Origin of the sequence: Micromonospora sp. NPDC049101, from assembly GCF_040648675.1 — a bacterium.
Classification (GTDB): Bacteria; Actinomycetota; Actinomycetes; order Mycobacteriales; family Micromonosporaceae; genus Micromonospora.
The window spans coordinates 293,451-317,297 of the sequence record NZ_JBEZED010000004.1 but is presented as its reverse complement, the minus strand read 5'-3'; the positions used below and the strand labels follow the sequence as shown (position 1 = coordinate 317,297).

The 23,847-nt window shown below is 70.4% G+C and carries 20 protein-coding genes and 1 tRNA gene; 7 read left to right on the top strand and 14 right to left on the bottom strand.

What is annotated here, in order from left to right; translation table 11 throughout:
- Positions 1 to 42: 42 nt before the first annotated feature.
- From AB0B57_RS07510 to AB0B57_RS07490, 5 genes are all read right to left on the bottom strand, one after another.
- Positions 43 to 1,056 (bottom strand): NlpC/P60 family protein, encoded by a 1,014-nt coding sequence (locus tag AB0B57_RS07510; RefSeq protein WP_357066555.1) that lies wholly within the window; start codon positions 1,054 to 1,056, stop codon positions 43 to 45.
- Positions 1,057 to 1,223: 167 nt separating this feature from the next.
- Complete coding sequence (locus AB0B57_RS07505) at positions 1,224 to 2,225, bottom strand: hemolysin family protein (RefSeq protein ID WP_357066354.1); 1,002 nt, start codon at positions 2,223 to 2,225, stop codon at positions 1,224 to 1,226.
- Complete coding sequence (locus tag AB0B57_RS07500; RefSeq protein WP_357066351.1) at positions 2,218 to 3,540, bottom strand: hemolysin family protein; 1,323 nt, start codon at positions 3,538 to 3,540, stop codon at positions 2,218 to 2,220. Before AB0B57_RS07500 ends, AB0B57_RS07505 begins: the two co-directional genes overlap by 8 nt.
- A 110-nt stretch (positions 3,541 to 3,650) precedes the next feature.
- Positions 3,651 to 5,840, bottom strand: coding sequence for a (Fe-S)-binding protein (locus tag AB0B57_RS07495; protein WP_357066553.1), 2,190 nt, complete (start codon positions 5,838 to 5,840; stop codon positions 3,651 to 3,653).
- 208 nt (positions 5,841 to 6,048) lie between these two features.
- Positions 6,049 to 6,312: a cell division protein CrgA gene (locus tag AB0B57_RS07490; protein WP_357066348.1), complete on the bottom strand. Its 264-nt coding sequence runs from the start codon at positions 6,310 to 6,312 to the stop codon at positions 6,049 to 6,051.
- A gap of 227 nt (positions 6,313 to 6,539) precedes the next feature.
- Here AB0B57_RS07490 and AB0B57_RS07485 point away from each other — a divergent pair, with 227 nt between their 5' ends.
- The 4 genes from AB0B57_RS07485 to AB0B57_RS07470 are packed head-to-tail and all read left to right on the top strand — an operon-like array spanning position 6,540 to position 9,955.
- Positions 6,540 to 7,340 carry a DUF881 domain-containing protein gene (locus AB0B57_RS07485; protein WP_357066346.1) on the top strand — a complete coding sequence of 267 codons (801 nt, stop codon included), beginning with the start codon at positions 6,540 to 6,542 and terminating at the stop codon, positions 7,338 to 7,340.
- On the top strand, positions 7,337 to 9,019 hold the full coding sequence (locus AB0B57_RS07480; protein WP_357066343.1) for a class E sortase: 1,683 nt from the start codon (positions 7,337 to 7,339) through the stop codon (positions 9,017 to 9,019). Before AB0B57_RS07485 ends, AB0B57_RS07480 begins: the two co-directional genes overlap by 4 nt.
- 4 nt (positions 9,020 to 9,023) lie before the next feature.
- The gene (locus tag AB0B57_RS07475) at positions 9,024 to 9,302 is read left to right on the top strand and encodes a hypothetical protein (RefSeq protein WP_357066338.1); all 279 of its coding nucleotides are present in this window, start codon (positions 9,024 to 9,026) and stop codon (positions 9,300 to 9,302) included.
- A gap of 2 nt (positions 9,303 to 9,304) precedes the next feature.
- Positions 9,305 to 9,955 (top strand): aminodeoxychorismate/anthranilate synthase component II, encoded by a 651-nt coding sequence (locus AB0B57_RS07470; RefSeq protein WP_357066336.1) that lies wholly within the window; start codon positions 9,305 to 9,307, stop codon positions 9,953 to 9,955.
- A 36-nt stretch (positions 9,956 to 9,991) separates the two neighbouring features.
- On the opposite strand, the gene AB0B57_RS07465 is transcribed toward AB0B57_RS07470, so the two are convergent.
- The 8 genes from AB0B57_RS07465 to AB0B57_RS07430 form a co-directional block, all read right to left on the bottom strand.
- Entirely contained in the window at positions 9,992 to 10,621 is a 630-nt protein-coding gene (locus tag AB0B57_RS07465) for an ElyC/SanA/YdcF family protein (RefSeq protein ID WP_357066333.1), read from the bottom strand.
- Between the two features lie 76 nt (positions 10,622 to 10,697).
- On the bottom strand, positions 10,698 to 12,518 hold the full coding sequence (pknB, locus tag AB0B57_RS07460) for a Stk1 family PASTA domain-containing Ser/Thr kinase (RefSeq protein WP_357066330.1): 1,821 nt from the start codon (positions 12,516 to 12,518) through the stop codon (positions 10,698 to 10,700).
- Complete coding sequence (locus AB0B57_RS07455; RefSeq protein WP_357066327.1) at positions 12,515 to 13,948, bottom strand: protein kinase; 1,434 nt, start codon at positions 13,946 to 13,948, stop codon at positions 12,515 to 12,517. The genes pknB and AB0B57_RS07455 overlap by 4 nt, the downstream gene beginning before the upstream one ends.
- A 1-nt stretch (position 13,949) precedes the next feature.
- Positions 13,950 to 15,455, bottom strand: a complete 1,506-nt coding sequence (locus AB0B57_RS07450) for a penicillin-binding protein 2 (RefSeq protein ID WP_357066324.1) — start codon at positions 15,453 to 15,455, stop codon at positions 13,950 to 13,952.
- Entirely contained in the window at positions 15,452 to 16,942 is a 1,491-nt protein-coding gene (locus tag AB0B57_RS07445; protein ID WP_357066321.1) for an FtsW/RodA/SpoVE family cell cycle protein, read from the bottom strand. Before AB0B57_RS07445 ends, AB0B57_RS07450 begins: the two co-directional genes overlap by 4 nt.
- Positions 16,943 to 16,972: 30 nt before the next feature.
- Positions 16,973 to 18,478 (bottom strand): PP2C family serine/threonine-protein phosphatase, encoded by a 1,506-nt coding sequence (locus AB0B57_RS07440; protein ID WP_357066317.1) that lies wholly within the window; start codon positions 18,476 to 18,478, stop codon positions 16,973 to 16,975.
- Positions 18,475 to 18,960, bottom strand: coding sequence for an FHA domain-containing protein (locus tag AB0B57_RS07435; RefSeq protein WP_357066314.1), 486 nt, complete (start codon positions 18,958 to 18,960; stop codon positions 18,475 to 18,477). Before AB0B57_RS07435 ends, AB0B57_RS07440 begins: the two co-directional genes overlap by 4 nt.
- A gap of 6 nt (positions 18,961 to 18,966) precedes the next feature.
- Positions 18,967 to 19,755 carry a DUF3662 and FHA domain-containing protein gene (locus AB0B57_RS07430; protein ID WP_007454122.1) on the bottom strand — a complete coding sequence of 263 codons (789 nt, stop codon included), beginning with the start codon at positions 19,753 to 19,755 and terminating at the stop codon, positions 18,967 to 18,969.
- Positions 19,756 to 19,961: 206 nt separating this feature from the next.
- On the opposite strand from AB0B57_RS07430, the gene AB0B57_RS07425 reads away from it, so the two are divergent.
- The 3 genes from AB0B57_RS07425 to AB0B57_RS07415 all read left to right on the top strand — a co-directional run bounded on the left by AB0B57_RS07425 (position 19,962) and on the right by AB0B57_RS07415 (position 22,029).
- A tRNA-Leu gene (locus AB0B57_RS07425) sits at positions 19,962 to 20,047 on the top strand.
- Between the two features lie 63 nt (positions 20,048 to 20,110).
- Positions 20,111 to 21,226, top strand: coding sequence for an NAD-dependent epimerase/dehydratase family protein (locus AB0B57_RS07420; protein WP_357066310.1), 1,116 nt, complete (start codon positions 20,111 to 20,113; stop codon positions 21,224 to 21,226).
- Positions 21,223 to 22,029, top strand: a complete 807-nt coding sequence (locus tag AB0B57_RS07415) for a WecB/TagA/CpsF family glycosyltransferase (protein ID WP_357066307.1) — start codon at positions 21,223 to 21,225, stop codon at positions 22,027 to 22,029. The genes AB0B57_RS07420 and AB0B57_RS07415 overlap by 4 nt, the downstream gene beginning before the upstream one ends.
- A gap of 70 nt (positions 22,030 to 22,099) precedes the next feature.
- Here AB0B57_RS07415 and AB0B57_RS07410 read toward each other — a convergent pair whose 3' ends face one another.
- A complete protein-coding gene (locus AB0B57_RS07410) occupies positions 22,100 to 23,656 on the bottom strand; it encodes a S8 family serine peptidase (protein ID WP_357066304.1) in 1,557 nt (518 codons plus the stop codon).
- Positions 23,657 to 23,847 lie beyond the last annotated feature (191 nt).

Below are 23,847 nucleotides of genomic sequence, written 5' to 3'. Positions count from 1 at the left end.
GGTGACCGGGGGCCGTCGTGTTGGCGCTGGGGCCTGGGTGGATCAGCCAGGTCTGCGGAACCCGGCGACGGGCATGGTGTTGATGCTGGACACCGACACCGGTTTACCGGCTCGTGGCGCGTGCACCATCTGGTTGTTACCCAGATACAGCCCGACATGACTCAGGCCGGAGTAGAAGAAGACCAGGTCACCGGCACGGGCCTCGGATCGCGAGACGGCCTTGCCCTCGTTCCACTGGTCTCCGGTGTGGTGGGTGAGGTAGATCCCGGCCGACTTGTAGGCGTACTGGGTCAGCCCCGAGCAGTCGAACGAGTTCGGGCCGACGGCCCCCCAGACGTACGGATCGCCGACCTGCTGGCAGGCGGTCTTGATCGCCTTCTGGGCGGCCACGGAAACCACACCGTTGATGGTCGGGCAGCCGGCGGTCTTGACCGTGGTCTTGGGCATCGACGCCTCGAGTTGCTTGATCTCGGCGTCGATCTGCTTCTTCTTGGCCGCCAGCTCGTTCTGCTGCTTGGTCTGGGTCGCGATCAGCGTGTCCAGCTTCTGCTTCTCGCCGTCGTACTTGGCCCGTACGGCAAGGACACCCTCGACCTCCTTGCGCTCCTGCGCGGCCAGCCGATCGAGGATGGTGAGCTGCTCGGTGAGCGTGTCCGGCTTGGCGCTGACCAGCAGCGTGCCAATGTCGTGCGACGGGCCCGAGATGTAGTAGCGGGAGGCGAGATCGCCGACCCGGTTGAGCGCCAGCTCGCTCTGCAACGCCAGCGGCTCGATCTTCTTCTGCAGGTCGACCGACTTCTGCCGGTTGACCTTCAGCTGCGCCCTGACCTTGTTGTACTGCTCGATGGTGGGCTCCAACTGCTCCCACTTCTTGTCGATCTGCGCTTCGATCTCGTCGACCGTCGGCGCGGCGTGCACCGGCGCGGCGAGCTGGCCCGCGCCGACCACCGCGGCGGCCGTCAGGACGAGCAGACGGCGAGTGGCACGGCGCAGAACACCCGGCCGAGCAGACGCAAACAGGTCGTGACGATGAGGGGGCATGGTTGCCACCGGCACCGACTCCTTTGCCACCGACCGCCGGGCGCCTCGCGTGAGGGAAGGGCCGAGGCAGACGACCCACAGCGGTCGGTGCCCCACATTAGGGAAGCGCGGGGCGGTAATCAAGGCGAGCGGAATAACCGTCACTGTCGGGCAACCAACTGCACACCAAGGGTATTGGTGAATCATCCAACGATTGCGGTCAATACATCGTCGAGTGTGACCACACCGAGAGGGCGCCGGCCGTCGCTGACCAGCACCATGTGCCGCCGTTCGCGGCGCATGGCCAGCAGCAGGTCCGCCAGCGTACGCTCCGGCGGCACCACCGCCAGCGGCCGATAGACCTGGGCCGGCACCGGCGACCGGCGCCCCTGTCCCGCGTACCCGAGCACGTCCTTGACGTGCACGAAGCCGAGCACCCGACGGGTCGAGCGCTGCACCACCGGGAACCGGGACCGGCCGGTCCGGGTTGCCAACACCTCCAGCGACGCCGGCGAGACGTCCTCGGCCACCGTCACCACCGTCGACCACGGCTGTAGGGCATCCGCCGCCGTGCGGCTGTGCAGGGCCAGCGCGCCGGTGATCCGGGCGTGCTGCTCCGCGTCGAGCAGCCCCTCGGTCCGTGCCTGCGAGACGAGCCCGGCCAACTCCTCGGCGGTGAACACCGTCTTCACCGCCTCGGACGCCTCGATCCGCCAGATCGCGAGCACCCGGCGGGCCGCCCACTTCATCGCGAGCAGCAGCGGCTTGGTGGCCACACAGAACGCCAGCATCGCCGGGCCGAGCCAGAGTGCGGACACCTCCGGGCCGGCCAGCGTGATGTTCTTCGGCACCATCTCACCGACGACCGTGTGCAGGAAGACCACCACGCCCAGGGCCAGCACGAAGGCCACCGGGTGCACCGCCCGCTCGGGCAGGCCGGCCTCGTGGAACGGCGGCTCCAGCAGGTGTGCCAACGCCGGCTCGGCGATCGCCCCCAGGCCCAGCGAGCAGACCGTGATGCCGAGCTGCGCGCCGGCGATCATCAGCGGGATCTGGTTCATCGCCGACAGCGCCCACCGGGCGCGCTTCGACCCGGCGGCCAGCGGCTCGATCACCGTCCGGCGGGACGCGATGAGCGCGAACTCACTGCCCACGAAGAACCCGTTGCCGAGCAGCAGCAGCACGGTCACCAGCAGCTCAGTCATCGTCGTCCGGCTCCGCCGGGCGCAACACCCGGACCTGCTCGATCCGGTGCCGTTCCACCTCCACCACGGTGAACTCCCAGCCGTCCGCCTCGACCGTCTCACCGGCCAGCGGGATGTGCCCGAGCTGGGCCATCAGGAACCCGGCCAACGTCTCGTAGGGCCCCTCCGGCAGCCGGAAGCCGGTCTGCTCGGCCAGCTCGTCGGAGCGGAGCACCCCGTCGACCAGGACAGTGCGCTCGCCGCCGGGCACTCTCAACTCGACCGGGTCGGCATCGTCCACACTCGCCGGATCGAACTCGTCGGCGATCTCCCCGACCAACTCCTCGACGAGATCCTCGATCGTCACCACGCCGTCCGTGCCGCCGTACTCGTCGACCACGATGGCCAGGTCGGCTCCGGCCGCCTTCAGGGCCGCCAGCACGCCGTCCAGGTTGAGGCTCTCCGGCACGTAGACGGGCTCACGGGCCACCGACCCGACACTTGTCGAGGCCCGGTCGGCCAGGGGCACACCGAGCGCGTCAGGCACCCCGGCCACGCCGGTCACCAGGTCCAGGGTCTCCTCGTACACCGGGAAGCGGGTCCGCCCGGTCTGCCGGGACTGTTCGAGCAGCTCGGCCACGGTGGCCGTGGCGCGCAGCGCGACCACGTCCACCCGGGGGGTCATCGCCTCGGCGGCCCGCTTGTCGCCGAACCGGATGGTGCGGCGCAGCAGCATCGCGGTGTCCGTCGGCAGCGCGCCGGCCCGGGCCGAGATGGCCGCCAGCAGGCCCAACTCCTCCGGTGAGCGGGCGCTGGCCAGCTCCTCCTGCGGTTCGACGCCGAGCGCCCGGACCAGCCGGTTCGCCGAGCCGTTCAAGCCCCGGATCAGCCAGCCGAACGTCCGGGAGAAGGTGTGCATCGGACCGGCCGTGGCCAGCGCCGCCGGCATGGGCCGGGCCAGCGCCGCGTTCTTCGGCACCAGCTCACCGAAGAGCATGGAGAGCAGCGTGGCCAGGGCCAACGCCAGGAACGGGGTGTAGCGCTCGGTGCTCTCCCCGGCCAGCGGGCGCAGCAGCGGGGTGAACAGCCGGGCCAGGGCCGGCTCGGCCAGGTAGCCGGTGAGCAGCGCGGTGATGGTGATGCCGAGCTGTGCGCCGGAGAGCTGGAAGGAGAGTTCGCGCAGCGCGGTGCGTACCGTCAGGGCGGCCTGGTCGCCGGCGGCGGCCCGCCTGTCGATCTCCGCGCGGTCGACCGTGACCAGGGCGAACTCGGCCGCGACGAAGAACGCGTTGCCCGCGGTCAGCGCAACGAAGCCGACCAGGGGCAACAGCGTCATCAAGAGCAGGCCGTCGATGTCGCCTCACCTCGGCGAGATTCTTGCACGGCGACGGCGGCCCGCATGGGGCCGCCGTCGCCGCCGATGAACAGATCCCAGGTGTACGCGCCTCAGCCGCCGACCGGCGTCGTCTCCTTGCCGCCCTGCGGCTTGACCGAACGGAGCAGCACGCTCGCCACGTCGATCACCTCGACCTGCTCGCCGGCGCCCTTGCCGTTGACCCCGTCGTTGAGCATCGTCGAGCAGAACGGGCAGCCGACGGCGACAGTCCTGGCCCCGGTGGCCATGGCCTCCTCGACCCGGTCCACGTTGATCCGCTTGCCGATCTTCTCTTCCATCCACATCCGGGCGCCGCCGGCACCGCAGCAGAAGGAGCGTTCGCTGTTGCGCGGCATCTCGGTCAGGTCGCCCTCGATGGCGTCGCCGAGGACCTCCCGGGGCGCCGCGAAGACCCGGTTGTGCCGGCCCAGGTAGCAGGGGTCGTGGTAGGTGACGCCGCCGTCGACCGGCTGCACCGGCGTGAGCTTGCCGGTGGCGACCAGGTGGGCCAGCAGTTGGGTGTGGTGGACCACCTCGAACTCGCCGCCGAGCTGGCCGTACTCGTTGCCCAGGGTGTTGAAGCAGTGCGGGCAGGTCGCGACGATCTTGCGCTTGGCCTTCTCCCGGCCCTCGAACGCCTCGTTGAGCGTCTCCACGTTCTGCTGGGCGAGCATCTGGAAGACGAACTCGTTGCCGATCCGCCGTGCCGGGTCGCCCGAGCAGGTCTCGCCCTCGCCCAGGATCGCGAACGACACACCCGCCTCGTTGAGCAGCGTGGCCACCGCGCGGGTGGTCTTCTTGGCCCGGTCCTCGAAGGCACCCGCACAGCCGACCCAGAACAGGTACTCGAAGTCGTCCACCTCGCCGACCCGGGGCACCTCGAAGTCCAGGCCCTTGGTCCAGTCCTCGCGGGTGTTCTGCGGCGCACCCCACGGGTTGCCCTTGTTCTCCAGGTTGCGCAGCATCACGCCGGCCTCGGAGGGGAAACTCGACTCGATCAGCACCTGGTAGCGGCGCATGTCGACGATGTGGTCCACGTGCTCGATGTCGACCGGGCACTGCTCGACGCAGGCGCCGCAGGTGGTGCAGGACCAGAGCACGTCCGGGTCGATGACGCCGCCCTCCTCGGCGGTGCCGATCAGCGGCTTGTCGGCCTCGGCCAGGGCCAGCACGTCCAGGTGGGCGAGCTGCGCCTGGGTGGCCTTCTCCTCACCGGTCAGGTCCTTGCCGCCGCCGGCCAGCAGGTAGGGCGCCTTGGCGTACGCGTGGTCACGCAGGCTCAGCACGAGCAGCTTGGGCGACAGCGGCTTGCCGGTGTTCCAGGCCGGGCACTGCGACTGGCAGCGACCGCACTCGGTGCAGGTACTGAAGTCCAGCAGGCCCTTCCAGGTGAACTGCTCGACGTGGGCGACGCCGAACTGGTCCTTCTCCGGGTCCGCCTCCTCGAAGTCGAGCGGCTTGCCCTGGCTGGTCATCGGGCGCAGCGCGCCGAGGCCGGAGCCGGCCGGCCGGGCCGGCTCACGCTTGAAGAAGATGTTGGGGAACGCCAGGAAGCGGTGCCAGGCGACACCCATGGTGACGTTCAGGGAGATGACGATCAGCCAGGTCATCGAAATGATGATCTTAATGGCGGCGGCGACGCTCACCCCGTCCGCCCAGGCCGGCAGCACCGCGCCGACCGCGTGGCTGACCGGGGTGGCCCAGACCGGGAACTCGAAGTGGTCGGTGGCGACCTTGAAGCCCCGGATCACGAACCCGAAGATCAGGACCAGCAGCACGATCCACTCGACGAAGTAGCCCTGCCACATGGTCGAGCCGGTGAACCGGGACCGCCCGCCCGGCCGGGTCGGCCGGTTGCGGAGCCGGATCGCCATCAGCACCAGGATGCCGACCAGGCCCAGCACCCCGATGATCTCGGTGACCAGGCCAAAGATCGTCCAGTGCCCGATGATCGGCAGGCCACCGTCGGTGGTGACCACCTCGAAGTACGCCTCGAGCACCAGCAGCGACAGCACGACGAAGCCGACCATCACGAACCAGTGCGCGGCACCCACCACGCCCCACTTGAGCATCCGCGTGTGGCCGGCCGTCTCGACGAGCATCGTCCGGGCGCGGGTGATCTTGTCGGTGAACCGTTCCGGTGCCGGCTGCCCGAGCCGGATGACTGCCACCATCTTCAGGACCGCACGCACCGCAAGCCACACCGCCACGGCGGTGATGGCGGCCGCGAGGATCGTGGTGACGATCTGGACGCTGCCCATCGAGTTGGCCTCCCCGGTCTGCTGCCTGATGACCTCGCTCTGCTCGGTCATGCAGTGCAGCCTACGCGAAGGTTACCCAGCAGTAACGTGAGTCATCTCGCAGTAGGCCACGCTGCCTGCGGACACCATAGGGGGCCCCACCCGATCCTGCCGGGCAGGGGCGCGCCGGGTTGACGTGGGACCGCCGACGCGACGGCCCCGAGCCGGCTCAGCGCCAGCGGGAGAGCAGCCCCAGCGAGGCGACCATCGCGCCGAAACCAACCGCGAGGTTCCAGTAACCCCACGCGGCGACCGGGTACTCCTGCTCGGACAGGTAATAGAGCACCAGCCAGCCGATGCCCACGACGATCAGGGCGACCGCGGTGACCGGCAACCACACCGGGCTAGGCTTGCGCGTCGACGCCGACGTCGTCGGACGAACGTCCGTCGGCGCGGTGTACACCTTCTTCTTGCGGACCTGAGACTTGGGCACGACGCTCTCCAGAGGGGTGACGACCTCGTCCGGCCTGACAACCGGGCGCGGGGGCGACGGTCCATGGCCAATAATGTTCGACAGCTAGCGTAGTCCCGATTGCCCGTCCGGACCATGAATGGGGTCAGGCCGGTGCACGGAGTGACCGAAAAAGGCGGACCTGTTCGCGTCACCGGCCAGCCGGGCGGCCGGGCGGACCGATCCCCGACACGCGGAAGGAACGCTCGGTGGAGTACACATCCGGCGCAACCTCCTGGCAGAAGGTCCTCCGACGGGCCGCCGCCGGGCTGCTGCCCCGGCGCCCGCGTCAACGGCGTCCGGGCTGGTCGATCGGGGTGCCCCTGATCGCCGCCGCGGCGGGCCTGCTCTTCACCACCACCGCGACCACCGCCGGCGGCACCGCGCTGCGGGAGGATCGGCGACCCCAACTCAACCAGTTCATCGAGGACCGGCGCGAGCAGGTGGCGGCGAGCGAACGCCGGGCCGCCACGCTGCGTGGCGAGGTCGAGCAACGGACCAACACCCTGGCCGGCTCGGACGCCCCGATCAAGGAGCAGCAGAATCGGGCCCAGGGCAGCCTCCAGGGCGCCGGGTTCACCGCCCTCGGCGGGCCCGGGGTCACGGTCGAGCTGAACGACGCGCCTCAGCTCGACCAGACCAAGTCGGACGCCAGCAACGACGACCTGGTGGTGCACCAGGCGGACGTGCAGGCGGTGGTCAACGCGCTCTGGGCCGGCGGGGCGGAGGCCATGTCAATCATGAACGTCCGCGTGCTCGCGACCAGCGCGGTACGCTGCGTCGGTAACACCCTGCTGTTGCACGGCCGGGTGTACTCCCCACCGTTCAAGATCGTAGCGATCGGCGACCCCGCTGCCCTCCAGCAGGCCCTCGCCAGCTCCCAGGGAGTCCAGTGGTTCAAGGACGCGGTCGACGACTACCAGCTCGGCTACAAGGAGACGGTCTCCACGGTGCGGGTCCCCGCATTCGAGGACTCGACCTCCCTGCGCTCGGCTACGGTGCCTAAATGAGCGGGCCGGACGAGCATCGCGACGGGCGACACCGGGACCAGACCGACGATCCGACCGCCTTCCTGCCCAAGGTCGACCGGCCCGAACCGACGCCTGGCCGACCGACCCCGACCGGCAACTGGCCTGAGCCGGTGTTGCCCGCCCGACCGGGTGCGGCGCGCCCGTCGACCCCACCTGAGCCTCCCCGCCCGGCCGACCCGACCCCCAGCACCGGCCGACCGAGTGTCGACGCGCCCCCGCCGTGGCCGGGCACCGTGACCCGGCACCCCGGGTCCGACGTTCCGCCCGCCCCCGGCCGACCGGCCGCGACCAACCCGGGCCCGACGCGACCCGCTGTCCCGAGCGACGCTCCGACCCGACCCCCCACGCCCACCGGCCCGCCCAGCGCGGCGGCGCCCGGGGCCGCACCCACCCGACCAGCAGCACCCACCCGACCCGCAGCACCCGCCCGACCGGTCGCACCCACCCGACCGGCGGTACCCGCCCGACCGTCGGCCACCGCTGGCGCGCCGGGTGCCACGCCGACCCTCCCGGGCGCGCCGAGTGCCACGCCGACCCGGTCGACGACCTCCGGCACGCCGAGTCAACCTGCCCCGTCCGGCCCCCCGACGCCGCCGGTTGCCGACGCGCCGACCGCGTTCATCCCCCAGATCGCCGCCCGGCCCGCCCGAGCGACCGGCTCCCCGGCCGGCCAGGAGGCCTTCTCCGCGGCCGGGCCGGGCCAGGTCCCGCCCACCGGGCCGGACCGCGTCGCCGACCCCGCCGCCACCGCGTTGATTCCCGTCGTGCCTGCCACACCCACCACCCGGCCGCCAACCATGGACTCGACCACGCTGATGGGTGCCGTCCCACGTACGTCAGGCCCGCAGGAGCCGACCGGCGGCGACAACCCCGCCGAGCCGCCCCGACCCCGGCGCGGCGAGCGGGTGGTCCAGCTCCGGCCGCACCAGACCGGCGAGGGCTACAAGAGCGTCTACTCCGAGCTCACCCGCCCGTCGCTCGGCTCACGAATCCGCACCGGAGTCCGCGTCACCGGCGAAATCCTGATCACCTTCGGTCTGGTGGTGCTGCTCTTCGCCGGTTACGAGGTGTGGGGCAAGTCGGCGATCGTCGACGCCCACCAGAACGACCTCACCAATGAGCTGGAGCAGCAGTGGGGAGGCCCGGCCGACGACCCGACTGTCGTCCCGTCGGCCGGCCCGAGCGTCAAACCGTCGCCACCGGTACGCGGCAAGCCGCTCGCCGGCCTCTACCTCCCCAAGATCGACAAGAATCTGGTGGTGGTCGAGGGCGTCACCCAGGAGGACATCCGCTACGCCCCGGGCCACTACCCCACCAGCGCGATGCCCGGCCAGGTGGGCAACTTCTCCGTCGCCGGGCACCGCAACCGGGCCACCTTCTGGCGGCTCGACGAGCTGGTCGAGGGCGACGCCGTCGTGGTCGAGAGCAAGACCGACTGGTACGTCTACCGGGTGTCGCAGTCGCGGATCGTCCGGCCCACCCAGGTCGAGGTGGTGGCGCCGGTGCCCGGCGAGCCGAACAAGAAACCGACCAAGCGGATGCTCACCCTGACCACCTGCAACCCGAAATGGGACAACTACCAGCGGCTGATCATCCACGCCGAGCTGGACCGCACCCAACCCAAGTCGGCGGGCCGCCCCGCTGAGCTGGGAGACTGACCCGATGTACGCGTTCATCTGGCGCAAGCTGCCGTTCGGGGTGGCCGGAAAGCTGGTCGGCTCGGTGCTGCTGGTGGCCGCCACGGTGGCCCTGCTCTGGTATGTCGCCTTCCCGTGGGCCGAGCCCCTGCTGCCCTTCGACGACGTGCAGGTCGAGTCGGGTGTCCCCGCCGAATCGGGCGACGGCGGCCCGGTGACCGGCGACACCCCGGCCGGCGACGAGCACGATCTGCCGTACGACACCAATCAGAACAACCCCGCGCCGCCCTCCCCGAGCAGGTGACAATGCGCATCCTGGTGATCGACAACTACGACTCGTTCGTCTTCAACCTCGTGCAATATCTCGGCCAGCTCGGCGTGGACTGCGAGGTCCGCCGCAACGACGAGATCGACGTCGAGGCGGTCGGCAGGGTGGGCGCGGCCGGCATCCTGCTCTCCCCGGGGCCGGGCAGCCCCGACCGCGCCGGCATCTGCCTGGACGTCATCCGACGGTACGCGGGCGAGCTGCCGATCTTCGGTGTCTGCCTCGGCCACCAGGCGATCGGCGAGGCGTTCGGTGCGACAGTGACGCGCGCACCCGAGCTGCTGCACGGCAAGACCTCCGAGGTACGCCACGACTCGGTCGGCGTACTCGCCGGCCTGCCCGACCCGTTCACCGCCACCCGCTACCACTCACTCGCCGTGCTGCCCGACACGCTCCCCGAGGAGCTGGAGGTCACCGGCTGGACCCGCTCCGGTGTGGTGATGGCGATGCGGCACCGGACGCTTCCCATCGAGGGCGTCCAGTTCCACCCGGAGTCGGTGCTCACCGAGGGCGGCCACCTGATGCTGGCCAACTGGCTGGCCGGTTGCGGTCACCAGGAGGCGTTGGAGCGCGCCCCCGCGCTGGCCGCCGAGGTCGACGCCCGTCGCCGGGCGGCCTTCGCCACCACCTGAGGCGGCTGACCCGGTGAGAACGTCCCGCTGGCCGGGTCAGCCGCGCAGCGCGTCCTGAACCGCCGGATCCGCGGGTGAGCGGACCGCCGGCGCACGATCGCGGGCCGCGTCCCACGCCGCCTTACCGCTGGCGAAATAGTCCCGGATCGACTTCTCGGCGAGCAGGACCGGCCCGCAGCCGCACCGTGCGGTGACCCCGTCGACGTCGAGCCCGAGATGCCGGCACAGCGTCACCGCCCGGGACAGGTGGTAGGACTGGGTCACGATCAGAGCCCGCTGGACCCCGTACACCTCGCGCGCTCGGGCACAACTGTCGTAGGTGTCCAGGCCGAACGGGTCGGCCACCACGCGACGCGCGTCGACACCGAGTTCGGTGAGGTACGACGTCATCACCGCGGGCTCGTCACCCGACGCGCCGCCCCCGTCGCCGGACACGAGCACGACCTTGGCCCGCCCGCTGGTCACCAACTCGGCGGCGGTCTCCAGCCGGCCGGTGAGCCGGTCGCCCGGCCGTTGCCGATCGGCCGCCACCGCGGTACCGAGGACGATCACCACCTCGGCGGCCGGGGCGTCGGCCTCGGCGTACAGGTGGCCGCGGGCGGCAATCGTCGTCCACAGCCACGGAAGGCTGGCGAGCAGCAGCACGGCGGTCGCCAGGATGGCCACGCGTCTGAGGCGTCGAGGACGTCGACGTACCGGGCCGACACCTGATGCGTCGGCGTCACTCATACCGAAACAGGCCTTAGTCCTCGGGAAGCCGGCTCGGCGGGGGCGGGAACGGCAGACCGACGCCGCCCCCGCTGCCGGGCGTGGTCGGTGTGCCCGACGGCGTGCCGCTGGGCGTGCCGCTGGGTGATGGGTCGACCACCTTCACCGGGACGCCGATCTCGATGGTCACGGTCTTGTCCTTGGCTAGTGCGGTGCCCGCGGTCGGATTCTGCCTCTGGACCCGACCGGCCTGGTCCGCCGCCACCTCGTCACCGTCGCGGAACTCGACCTTGTAACCCGCCTCGCGCAGCTCCTGGGCGGCCTCGTCGCGGGTGGAGTTGACCACGTTGGGGACCTTGCCGACGTTGCCCTTGGAGACCTCGACGGTCACCGTGCTGTCCTGCGCGACGGTGGTCCCCGACGGCGGGGTCAGCTTGAGCACGGTGCCCTTCGCCGCGGGGTTGTCCACCTGCTTGTCCTGGACCTTCAACCCCTGGCCCTCAAGCTGAGACTTGACGAGCTCGTACTGGGAGTTGACCAGGCCGGGGGGGATCTTCACGGCCGGCTTGCCGTCGCAGAGCTGAATGGTCACCGGGCTGCCCTGTTCCAGCCGAGTGTTCGGCGGCGGATCCTGCTTGGCGACGGTGCCCTTCGTGCAGTCGTTGGCCAGGATCGGGTCACCCAGCTTCGGCTGGAGGTTGGCGCCCTGGATCTCGGTGAAGGCGACGGTCTGGCTCTTGCCGCTGAGGTTGGGCACCAGCTTGTTGGCCTTGTCCTGTTGCATGTTCCAGAGCAGGGCTGCGACCAGGGCGATCACCGCCAGCACGCCGACCGCGCTGAACGTCGCGATCACCCAGGAGGACGCCTTGCGCTGGCGCGGATCACCCACCCGGGCCGGGATCTGCCCGGTCTGGGGCCCACCGCCGGCAACCGGGTAGCCGCCCCGGCCGCCGGCCGGTGCCATCGCCACAGTCTCCGCCTCGCGCAACACCGGGGTAGCCAACACGGGCCGGCCGGCGGCGGCGCGGAGCAGGTCGGCGCGCATCTCGCCGGCGCTCTGGTAGCGGTTGAGCGGGTTCTTCGACAACGCCTTCAACACGATCGCGTCGACGGCCGGGGTGACATCCGGGTTGATGTCACTCGGCGTCGGCGGCGTCTCCCGGACGTGCTGGTACGCCACGCTGACCGGGCTGTCCCCGACGAACGGCGGGTGCCCGCAGACCAGCTCGAAGAGCACACAGCCGGCCGCGTACACATCGGAGCGGGCGTCGACGGCCTCGCCGCGCGCCTGCTCCGGGGACAGGTACTGTGCCGTGCCGATCACCGCGCTGGTCTGCGTCATGGTGGTCGCGCCGCTGGCCAGCGCACGGGCGATGCCGAAGTCCATCACCTTGACCTGGCCGGTCTGGGTGAGCATCACGTTGCCGGGCTTGATGTCCCGGTGGATGATGCCGTGCCGGTGGCTGAACTCCAGCGCGGCACACATGTCGGCGCAGATCTCCAACGCCCGGCGCGGCTGTAGCCGACCCTCGGCGCCGAGGACCTCCTTCAAGGTCCGTCCGTTGACGAACTCCATCACGATGAACGGCAGCGTCTCGCCGGTCGGCGCGGTCTCCTCACCGGTGTCGTAGACCGCCACGATCGCCGGGTGGTTGAGCGAGGCGGCGTTCTGCGCCTCCCGACGGAACCGCATCTGGAACGTCGCGTCCCGAGCCAGGTCGGTGCGGAGCATCTTGATCGCGACGTCCCGACCGAGCCGGAGATCGCGACCGCGGTGCACCTCGGCCATGCCGCCGTAGCCGAGCAGCTCGCCGACCTGGTACCTGCCACCGAGCAGGCGGGCCTGCGCTGTCATCGCGTCTGTCGTCCTTCGCTCGTCGTCGTCCCGCCGTCGCCCGGCTGGAGTCGTATCTCCCGACGGTACGACGTCTGGGTCACATCGTCGCGCCCGTCGAGTCGCAGCACGCCGGACGTCACGGTGCGCGCACTCGTCCCGGCTGGTTCACCGGCCTGCGACTGCTTGTTCAGCTTGTAGGAAATCACGCCGGAGCAGAGCAGGACCAGCACGGCAAGCAAGATGGCAAGAAGCACCATCCCCGGCCGGGACCGCCGAGGCTCGGGTGACGGCGCCGATGGGCCAGGCTGCCGGGCGTACGCCGGCTGTTGTTGCTGCCGGGGTGCGGTCGGCACCGCCGCGGCACCGCGCGGGTAGCCGTTTTGTGCGGCCGGCGGCCGGGCGACCGGCGCGACAGCGGTGGGTCGCGGCTGCTGAGCCGGCGCGACGGCGGTGGGCCGTGGCTGCTGAGCCGGCGCGACAGCTGTCGGCCTCGGCCCGGCGGCGGCCGGCGGGCGGGCACCCGGCGGCCGCATCTGGTGCGCCTGCGGCACCTGGGCCCGACCAGGCGCGGCCGGTGAGGACGGTGCCGCGGAGACCGGCCCGGCGTTGCCGCCGGCCCTGGCCTGCTGGGAGAGCGCGGCCTTGAGTTGACGGGCGACCCCGGCGAGGGCGGCGGCGCTCGGCCAGCGGGCGGCCGGGTCCTTCGCCAACGCCCGTTCGACCACCGCGCGCACCTGCGGGGGAATGTCGGACGGCAGTGGCCGAGGCGTCTCCCGGACGTGCCGCATCGCGATGTCGAGCGGGTTGTCGCCCTCGAACGGACGCCGCCCGGCAAGGCACTGGTAGGCGACCACGCCGAGCGCGTACACGTCGGACGCCGGGGTGGCCACACCGCCGGTGGCCTGCTCCGGGGAGATGTACGAGGCGGTGCCGAGCACCGAACCGGCGGCGGTGAGCTGGCCGACCAGGTCGGAGCGGGCGATGCCGAAGTCGGTGAGCACCAGCGTGCCGTTCGGCCGGACCAGCAGGTTGCCCGGCTTCACGTCGCGGTGCACGATGCCCTTCTCGTGCGCGGCGTGCAACGCGTCGGCGGCCTGCGCGACGAGGGCCATCGTCCGGGCCGGGGTGAGCCGCCCGACCCGACTCAGCGTGGACGACAGGGCGTCGCCCTCGACGTACTCCATGACCAGGAACGCGATCTGCTGGTCGTTGCCGAAGTCGTAGACGTCCACCACGCCGGGATGGTTGATGGTGGCCATGGTGCGGGCCTCACCGCGGAACCGCTCGGCGAAGTCCGGGTCGTCGAGCAGCGCGGGAAGCAGGCTCTTGACCGCGACCGTCCGGCCGAGCACCTGGTCGGTGCCGCGCCAGACGTCGCCCATGCCGCCGCTGGCGATCCGCTCGTCGAGACGGTAGCGGTTGCCGAGCTGGACGCCGGGGCTGAGCATGTCAGCGCCCCCCGGGGTCGCGGATGGCGGCGCGCATGATCTGGCCGGCGATCCGGGCTGCCTCGCCGCTGCCACCGGGCCCGGCCTGTTCGAGCATCACGCAGACCGCGGAGATCGGGGTGCCGTTCTTGTCCAGTGCGAAGCCGATGAACCAGCCGTGGTCGGGCCGGTCCGGTGCGGACTGGGCGGTGCCCGTCTTGCCGCCGACCGTGTAGCCGCTGACCGCGGCCTTCTTGCCGGTGCCGTTCTGGACGACGCTGACCATCATCTCGCGCAGGTCGGCGGCGACCTGCGGCTCGACCGGCTGACGCAGCTCCCGTGGCTTGGCGGTGAAGTAGCTGGTGGTCCGGTCCGGGGCGAGCAACTGCTGGACCAGGTAGGGCCGCATCTGGCTGCCGTTGTTGGCGATCGCACCGGCGATCATGGCACCTTCGAGCGGGGTCATCCGGACGTTGTTCTGGCCGATCGAGGACTGGGCCAGTGCGGCCTGGTCGACGCTGCCGTCCGGGTTCAGCATGTCCCCGGTCCGGCTGGCCGCCGTGGGCAGACCGTCCTCGCCGAGGTGACCGACGGTCAGATCCTCCTGCTCGAAGCCGAACTGCCGGGCCTTCTCCTTGAGAGTGTCGGCGCCCAGCCGCACGCCGAGTTGCGCGAAGCCGGTGTTGCACGACTCGGTGACCGCCTCCAGCAGGGTGACCTTCGACTCCGGGCAGATCGACGGGTCGGCGTTGCGGATCGGGGTGCCGGAGGTGGGCGGCGTCCAACTGGGACCGGCCGGGATCTGGGTGGTCTTGCCGACGCCGTTCTCCAGTGCCGCCGCGGCAACCACAATCTTGAACGTGGAGCCCGGCGGCAGTGTCTCGGAGAGCGCCCGGTTCTTCAGGGGGCCCGCCGGGTCCTGTTCCAGCTTGTTGTACGCCGCGGCCGCATCCTTGTCGGTGTGACTGGCCAGCGGGTTCGGGTCGAAGCTGGGCATGGAGACAAGCGCCTGCACCGCCCCGGTACGCGGGTCGATGGCGATGGCCGCGCCCCGCTTCGCCCCCACCTGGTTGTTGCGCAGCTGGTTGTACGCCACGTCCTGGGCCTGCTTGGAGAGGCTGAGCAGCACGTTGCCGCCACCGCTCTCGTCGCCGGTGAACATGTCCTTGATCCGGTCGCCGATCAGCTGGTCGCTGGTGCCGGCCAGGAAGTCGTTCTCCGCCCGCTCGATGCCCGTGTCGGCCAGGCTGACCGGCTTGTAGCCGAGCACGTGAGCGTACTCCGCGCCGCCCGGGTAGGCGCGCTGGAACTTCAGCCTGCCGGTGGTCTCCTTGCTGGTCGCCACCGCAGTGCCGCCGGCCTCGATGTTGCCGCGCTTGCGCTTGTAGTCGGCGACCTGGACCCGACCGTTGTAGTCGCTGGTGCGGTACTCGTCGGCCTTCTGGAACTGCACCCAGTTGAGGTTGGCGAAGAGCAGGCCGAACAGGACCATGACGACGACGCCGACCCGGCGCAGTGGTGCGTTCACGGCTTGATCACCTCCGTGGGAGCACCGTGCAGCTGCTCCGGTGCGCCACCGGTGGGCCGGGCGGCCTTGCTGGCGCTCCCGCCGACCGGCCGACGGGCTCCGTCGGAGACCCGCAGCAGCACCGCGACGAGCAACCAGTTGGCCATCAACGACGAGCCACCGGCGGACAGGAACGGGGTGGTCTGACCGGTCAGCGGAATGAGCTTGCTGATCCCACCGACGATCACGAAGACCTGGAGGCCGAGGGTGAACGCGAGACCGCCAGCGAGGAGCTTGCCGAACGAGTCCCGGACCGCGAGCGCGGCCCGCAGCCCACGCTCCACGATCAACAGGTAGACGACGAGCAGGGCGGAGAGACCGAAGAGGCCGAGCTCCTCACCGAGGCCGGCGAAAATGAAGTCGTTCTGCACCTCGGGCAGGCTGTCCGGTTGGCCGCCGCCCGGCCCGGCGCCGAAGAGCCCACCCGTGCCCAGGGCGAGCAGCCCCTGCACGAGTTGGTAGCCCTTGTTGGTCGGGTCGGCGAACGGGTCCAGCCAGATCTCCGCCCGGACGTAGAAGTTGGCGAACGGGCCGCCGACCGTCGAACCGAGGACGTAGGCGAGGTAGGCCCCGCCGAAGAAGAGGACGAGACCGATCAGCAGCCAACTGACTCGTTCGGTGGCGATGTAGAGAGTCACCACGAACATGCCGAAGTAGAGCAGCGACGTGCCCAGGTCCTTCTCGAAGACGAGGACCATGAGGCTGACCAGCCAGACTCCGACCACCGGGCCGAGGTCGCGCCCGCGCGGGAAGTCGATGCCGAGGAACCGTCGACTCGCCAGCGAGAGCACCTCGCGCTTGCGGACCAGGTAGTAGGCGAAGAAGACAAGCAGCGCCAGCTTGGCGAACTCACCCGGCTGGATGGAGAAACCACCCACCCGGATCCACAGCTTCGCACCGTTGATCTCGGAGATGCTCCTGGGCAACACCGCCGGGAGCATCACCAGCACGATGCCGGCCAACCCCAGGGTGTACGCGTACCGGGAGACCGAACGGTGGTCGCGCATGATGGCGAGCAGGGCGGCGGCGAGGATCACCGCGGCGAGCGTCCAGGCCAACTGCCGCCCGCCGATGCCGGCGAAGATGGCCAGGCTCTCCCGGTCGGCCACGGGCGCGTCGCCCAGGTCGATCCGGCGGAGGAAGCCCACCCCGAGCCCGTTGAGCAGGGCCACCGCCGGCAACAGCGCCGGGTCGGCGAACGGGGCGAGGAATCGGATGACCAGATGCAGACCGAGGAAGACCGCGCCGAGCGCGGCGGCGGGCATCCAGAAGTCCGGGGTCACGGTGTCCAGCAGGTTCGCCTCGACCGTCGCCCCGTACGCGGCCACCAACGCCATGGCGAGCAGCAGGAGGGACAGCTCGGCGTTGCGGCGCGACCGCGCCAGGCGTACGCCGGACTGCTCGCCCGCGGTGGCGGGCGAGGTTGCCGGTGTGGCCGCTACGGTCACAGGTGGAATCCTCGGGATCTCAGCCGACGCTCACTCAGGAGATCGGCAGGCGGCCGGGTCGAGCGCCGGCGTGGCCGAGTCGGAGGGCGTGACGTCGGGTGTGGTGGACGAGCCGATGGCGGTGGCGCCGACGGTCGGGCTCGCGCTGACAACCCCGTTGGATGTCGGGGACGCGATGGTGCTCGGGCTGCCGTTCGGGCTTGGGCTGCCGTTCGGGCTTGGGCTGCCGTTCGGGCTTGGGCTGCCGTTCGGGCTCGACGCCGGACCGGCCGGCGTCGGCGTGCCACCCGCCGCGGCGGACGGATCCAGCGGGCAGAGCGGCTTCAGGTTGGGGTTGCTCGGGGTGTCGCTGGTCAGCTCGGCGAGCTGACGCTCGGCGTCCGGCTCGCTCTTGGCCCGGATGCCCACCCGGACGGTGTCCTGCGCGGCGACCGTGAGGTCGTCCAGGCGGGTGCCGCTGCGGCGGTGCACGGTGGAGAGGTCCATCCCGGCGATCTGACCCTGGACGCCACGGAAGACGGCGACCTGGCCCTCCTCGGTGGCTCCCACGTAGTACTGCCGCTGGGTGTACGTCCAGCCTCCGAAGGCCCCTCCGCCCACGATCACCAGCAGGGCCAGCGCCATGGCGGCGGTGCGTACCGGGCGGCGCTTCGGACGGTCCGGTTCGTCGTCCGAGGCCGCTGGCTCCTCGGGCACGGCCGGGCGCGGCGCGGCCAGCGCCGAGGCCCGGGCAGCCGGAGTCGAGTCGTCCGCGGAGGTCGCCATGCCCCGGTCCCGAGCGGCGGCACCACCGACGATCGGGCTCGCCTCGACGATGTCCTGATCCGTGGCGTCGGCGATGATCACCGTGATGTTGTCCGGGCCACCGCCGCGCAGCGCGAGCTGCACCAGCCGCTCGACGCACTGCTGCGGGTCGGTGTATTCCCGGAGGGTGTCGCCGATGGTCTCGGCGCTGACCACACCCGAGAGGCCGTCGCTGCAGATCAGGTACCTGTCGCCGGGCAGCACCTGGCGCACCGAGTATTCCGGGTCGATGTCCCGGCCGTCGAGAGCTCGGGTGAGCAGCGACCGCTGTGGGTGACTGCTCGCCTCCTCGGCGCTGATCCGGCCTTCGTCGACGAGCATCTGGACGTAGGTGTCGTCCTTGGTGATCTGCGCGAAGTCACCGTTGCGCAGCAGGTAGGCCCGCGAGTCGCCGATGTGGACCATCCCCAGCTTGCTGCCGGTGAAGAGGGTCGCCGTCAGCGTGGTGCCCATCCCCTCCAACTGCGGGTTGGCATCCACCGTGTCGCGGAGTTGTTGGTTGGCGGTGCCCACGGCCGAACGCAACGCGTCGACGAGAGCGTCCCCGGGGACGTCCTCGTCGAGCGGCGCCATGGCACCGATGACGATGTTGCTGGCGACGTCACCGGCGGCCATGCCGCCCATGCCGTCGGCAACGGCGAGTAGCCGCGGCCCGGCGTAGACGGAGTCTTGATTGCCGTCTCGGATCAGACCGCGGTCGCTGTGGGCCGCATAGCGCAGGGTCAGAGTCATGGCCGTAATTCGAGGGAAGTGCGGCCGATCCGGATCGGCACGCCGAGGGGGACGGGGGTTGGTCCGGTGACCTTAGCGCGATCGAGGTACGTGCCGTTAGTCGAGCCGAGGTCCTCGACGTACCACTGCCCTTCGCGCGGCACGAGCCGGGCGTGTCGCGCCGAGGCGTAGTCGTCGGTGATGACCAGGGTGGAGTCCTCAGCTCGACCAATGGTGATCTGCGCTTCACCGAGAGTGATCCGGGTGCCGGCCAGTTGACCGGCTGTCACCACGAGCTGGTGTGCCGCCCTACCCCGTTTGACCTTCGCGGGTTTCGTCGCCTGCCCCGTCGAGGCGCCCACCGCGCGCGGCGCGGCGACCAGACGCCCGGAGCGGGCGCCCGCGAAGAGATCCCGGCGGATCACGCCGACCACCGTGAACACGAAGATCCACAGCAGGATCAGGAACCCGAACCGGGCAACTGTGATGACCAGTTCCGGCAAGGCGGATCAGCCGTCCACGCGGAAGGTCAGCGTCGTCGTGCCGAGCTGGACCATGTCACCGGGGTTGAGTGCGACAGCGGAGACCCGCTGCCCGTTGACCATGGTGCCGTTGGTCGACCCCAGATCGGTCAGCACGACCTGGCCCCCGTCGAAATCCAACCGGGCGTGTCGCCGGGAGATGCCGACGTCGGGCAGACGCAGGTTGGCCTGGTCGCCGCGACCGATCACCGTCGACCCCATCTGAAGGGGGTAGGTGCGACCGTCGCCGGAGACCAGCCGCACGTTGCGACCGCCACCGTGCCCGGGCGGAGGGCCGTAGCCACCACCCTGGTCGTACGCGGGGTAGGCGGGCGGCCCGGCGTCGTAGCCGGGTGCCGACACCGGGGCGACCTCGCCGCCGGTGTAGACCTCGGCTGTGACACGGAACATGCCCGTGTCCAGGCCCTCGCCTCGCTCGATCTCGACGATCACGTCGCCATAGACCGTCCAGGCCTGCTCGCCGATGAACTCCGCCTGCGACTGGGCCAACTCCTGGGCCAGCGCAGCGGCGTACGGCGCCAGCCGACTGTGGTCGAACGGCGAGAGATCGATCACGTAGCGGTTGGGCACCAACGTGCGCCCACCGGCCAGGATCGCCTTGTGCGCCTCGGCCTCCCGCTGCATGGCGTTGAGGATCTCCACGGGGTGGACCACCCCTTTGAAGACCTTGGCGAAGGCCCCTTCTACCAGGCCTTCCAGACGCTTCTCGAAGCGTTGCAGCACGCTCACCGGCTCCTCCTCGGGTCCCGAGGACATGATGGTATCCGGCCGGCGCGCGCGCAGCTCACACGCCGCTCGGCCACCTGCTCTCGGCCCGTTCGGAAGGGCCGGGATTGCCGTGCTAATCTTTCGTCCGCCACGAACGGTAATCGCTCGTGGCGAGCGCCTTGGACAGCGTAGTATTCCCGGGGCCGCTGGAGACAGCGGGGCCGGGGCGGCTACAGTGTTCCGGGTTGTGCCACGGGGATGTGGCGGAATGGCAGACGCGCACGGTTCAGGTCCGTGTGCCCGAAAGGGCGTGGGGGTTCAACTCCCCCCATCCCCACCACCGACGAGGGCTCCGCTTACGCGGGGCCCTTCCGTCATATCGGGACGGGCCAGACGTCACGCTATGCTGCGATGGATTCTGCCTCCGATGGACCGGGAGTGGCGTGTGAGTGTCGCGTTGGTGACAGGGTCGGGTGGCCTGATCGGCTCCGAGGCGGTCCGGCACTTCGCCGGCCTCGGTCTGGACGTCGTCGGCATCGACAACGACATGCGCCGGTACTTCTTCGGCGAAGACGGCTCCACATCCTGGAGCCTGGAGCGGCTCGCTCGTGACCTGGGCAGCGCGTACACGCATTTCGCGGTGGACATCCGGGACCGCGACGGCTTGGAGCAGGTCTTCAAGAAGTACGCCTCGGACATCGCCGTGGTGATCCACAGCGCCGCTCAGCCGAGCCACGACTGGGCGGCCAAGGAGCCGTACACGGACTTCGACGTGAACGCCGGCGGCACGCTCAACATCCTGGAGAACACCCGCCGGCACGCGATCGACGCGCCGTTCATCCACTGCTCGACCAACAAGGTCTACGGCGACCGGCCCAACAGCCTGCCGCTGATCGAGCTGGAGACACGGTACGAGCTGCCCGAGGACCACCGCTGGTACGAGGGCATCACCGAAGAGATGTCGATCGACCACTCGCTGCACTCGGTCTTCGGCGCCTCCAAGGTCGCGGCGGACGTCATGGTCCAGGAGTACGGGCGCTACTTCGACATGAAGACCGCCTGCTTCCGCGGCGGCACGCTCACCGGTCCGGCGCACTCGGCCGCCGAGCTGCACGGGTTCCTGGCGTACCTGATGCGCTGCGTGATGGAGGGCCGGACATACAACCTGTTCGGCTACAAGGGCAAGATGGTCCGGGACGCGATCCACTCACGCGACGTGCTCACCGCGTTCGAGGCGTTCTTCCGGGCCCCCCGCTCCGCCGAGGTCTACAACCTCGGTGGCGGCCGGCACTCCAACACCTCCCACATCGAGGCGTTCCGGATCGCCGAGGAGATCGCCGGCCGCGAGGCGCGGATCAACTACGTCGAGCAGAACCGCACCGGCGACCACCAGTGGTATGTCAGCAGCATGGCCCGGTTCGAGGCGCAGTACCCGGACTGGAAGATCACGTACGACGTGCCGATGATCCTGCGGGAGATCTACGAGGCCAACGTGGGCAAGTGGGTATTCAAGGCATGACCGCGCGGACCAAGCGCAATGTGCTCGGCGTCCTGGTCGACGTCACCGACTACGCGACGGCGACCGACGCGGTGGTGACCGCGGCGCACGAGCGGCGTCCGCTCGCGCTGACCGCGCTGGCCGTGCACGGCGTGATGACCGGGGTGCTGGATCCGGCGCACAACGCCCGGCTCAACTCGTTCGACGTGGTCACGCCGGACGGGCAGCCGGTGCGGTGGGCGCTCAACCTGCTGCACCACGCCGGGCTCGCCGACCGGGTCTACGGGCCGACGCTGACCCTGCACGTGTTGTCGCGCTTCGCCGACGAGGGCTTGCCGGTCTACCTTTACGGCTCGACCGAGGAGACCCTCGCCCGGTTGATCCCGGCGCTGGAGCGGATGTTCCCCGCACTGAAGATCGCCGGGGTGGAGCCGTCCAAGTTTCGGGCCGTCCAGCCGGGTGAGGACACCGAGATCGCCGACCGCATCCGGTCCAGCGGCGCCCGGTTGGTCCTGGTCGGGTTGGGCTGCCCACGCCAGGAGGTCTTCGCGTACGCCATGCGGCCGCTGCTGGACATGCCGTTGATGGCGGTCGGTGCGGCCTTCGACTACCACGCCGGGCTGCTGCGCCAGCCTCCGCGCTGGATGCAGCGCGCCGGTCTGGAGTGGTTCTGGCGTCTCGGTCTGGAGCCGAAGCGGCTCTGGCGCCGCTACGTCATCCTCAACCCGGCCTACCTGAGCCGGCTCGCCGCCCAGAAGGTCGGCCTGTGGAAGGCCCGGCCGCCGGCGCCGGCGACCGAGCGGCCGGCCACCTTCTCGGTCTGACCCCTGATCGCGTACGACACGAGGCCCCACCCGATTTTCCGGGTGGGGCCTCGGTCGTGGGGAGGGAGGGTCAGACGGTCAGGGTCCAGGTGTTGATGTAGCCGGTGTCGGCCGAGTAGGTGTCCCGTACCTGGAGCCGCCAGATGCCGTCGGCGGCCTCACCGGACACGTTGGTCGTGTAGGTGGCGTTCACGTTGTCCGCGCTGTCCGAGGTGCTGCTGTTCTTCAGCCGGTACGCGCTGCCGTCCGGGGCGAGCAGGTCGATGACCAGGTCACCACGGTAGGTGTGCACGATGTTGACCGCCACCGTGGAGGCCGACGAGGCGTTGCGACCGCAGCCGGAGATGGTGATCGAGCTGGTCACCGCCGCCCCGGCGTCCGGGATCGACACGTCGGTGCCGTTGGTGCCGGTGCAGCCGGTCGGCGGCGGCGGGGTAGTGCCGGTGCCCACGTAGAGAAGCAGGTTCGGTGAGCCCGAGCCGGGGTTGCTCACCACGTTGGGTGTCGCGCTGGCCACCAACTGGTTGCGGACCTGAGCCGGGGTCCAGCTCGGGTTGGCGCTGGCCACCAGGGCCGCCGCTCCGACCACGTGCGGCGTGGCCATCGAGGTACCGCTGATCGTGTTGGTCGCGGTGTTGCTGTTGTACCAGGCCGAGGTGATCGACGAGCCGGGCGCGAAGATGTCCAGGCAGGTGCCGACGTTGGAGAACGACGAGCGGGCGTCCGAGCTGGTCGTCGAGCCCACCGTGATGGCCTCCGTGGTACGCGCCGGTGAGGTGTTGCACGCGTTCGCGCCGTTGTCGTTGCCGGCCGCCAGGCCGTACGTGACACCGGAGGCGATCGAGTTGCGCACGGCGTTGTCCAGCGAGCTGTTCGCGCCGCCACCGAGGCTCATGTTCGCCACCGCCGGCTTGATCGCGTTCGCGGTGACCCAGTCGACGCCGGCGATCACACCGGCGTTGGTGCCGCTGCCGGAGCAGTTCAGCACCCGGACACCGACGAGCTGGACCGCCTTGGCGACCCCGTACGAGGATCCGCCGACGGTGCCGGCGACGTGCGTGCCGTGCCCGTTGCAGTCGTCGGCCGCCCCGCCGTCCACCGCGTCGTAGCCGGAGGTTGCCCGGCCACCGAAGTCGTTGTGGGAGAACCGGATGCCGGTGTCGATGATGTACGCGTGCACGTTGCTTGCCGTGTTCGGGTAGGTGTAGGAGCTGTCCAGCGGCAGGTTGCGCTGGTCGATCCGGTCCAGGCCCCAGGAGGGCGGGTTGGCCTGCGTGCCGGAGATGGAGACGGTGTGGTTCTGCTCGACGTACGCCACCGCCGGGTCGGCCGCGATCCGCGCCGCCGCGCTCGCGCTGACCTTGACCTCGAAGCCGCGCAGCGCCGCGCCGTAGGTGCGGGCCACCGTGCCGCCGTGGCGGCCGGAGAGCCGCTTCGCGGTGTCACCGACCCGGTCGCGGGCCACGGCGCTGTCCTTGAGAACGACGATGTAGCTGTCCGGCACGGCGGTGACTCCGCCGGCGGCCCTGACCTCACCCGCGGGTTCGGCGGCCAGGGCCGGCGTGCCGACGGCCAGCACGGTCGCCGTGGCCACCCCGACCAGTACGGACCTTCGTGGAAGACCCATTTCCTACCTCCCTCTGACCGGTGGTGGAACGTGACCACCGGTCCCAACATCAATCGACAATTGCCGATCTAGCTGAGGGTAAGTCAGCGACCAGGTAGTTGGACATGCCGAAACGCCCATATCTCGGTGCGATGACCCCTACGGGCCTGGGGTCCGGGGCGAACAGGGGACCGGCCCGGATTCGCACCTGC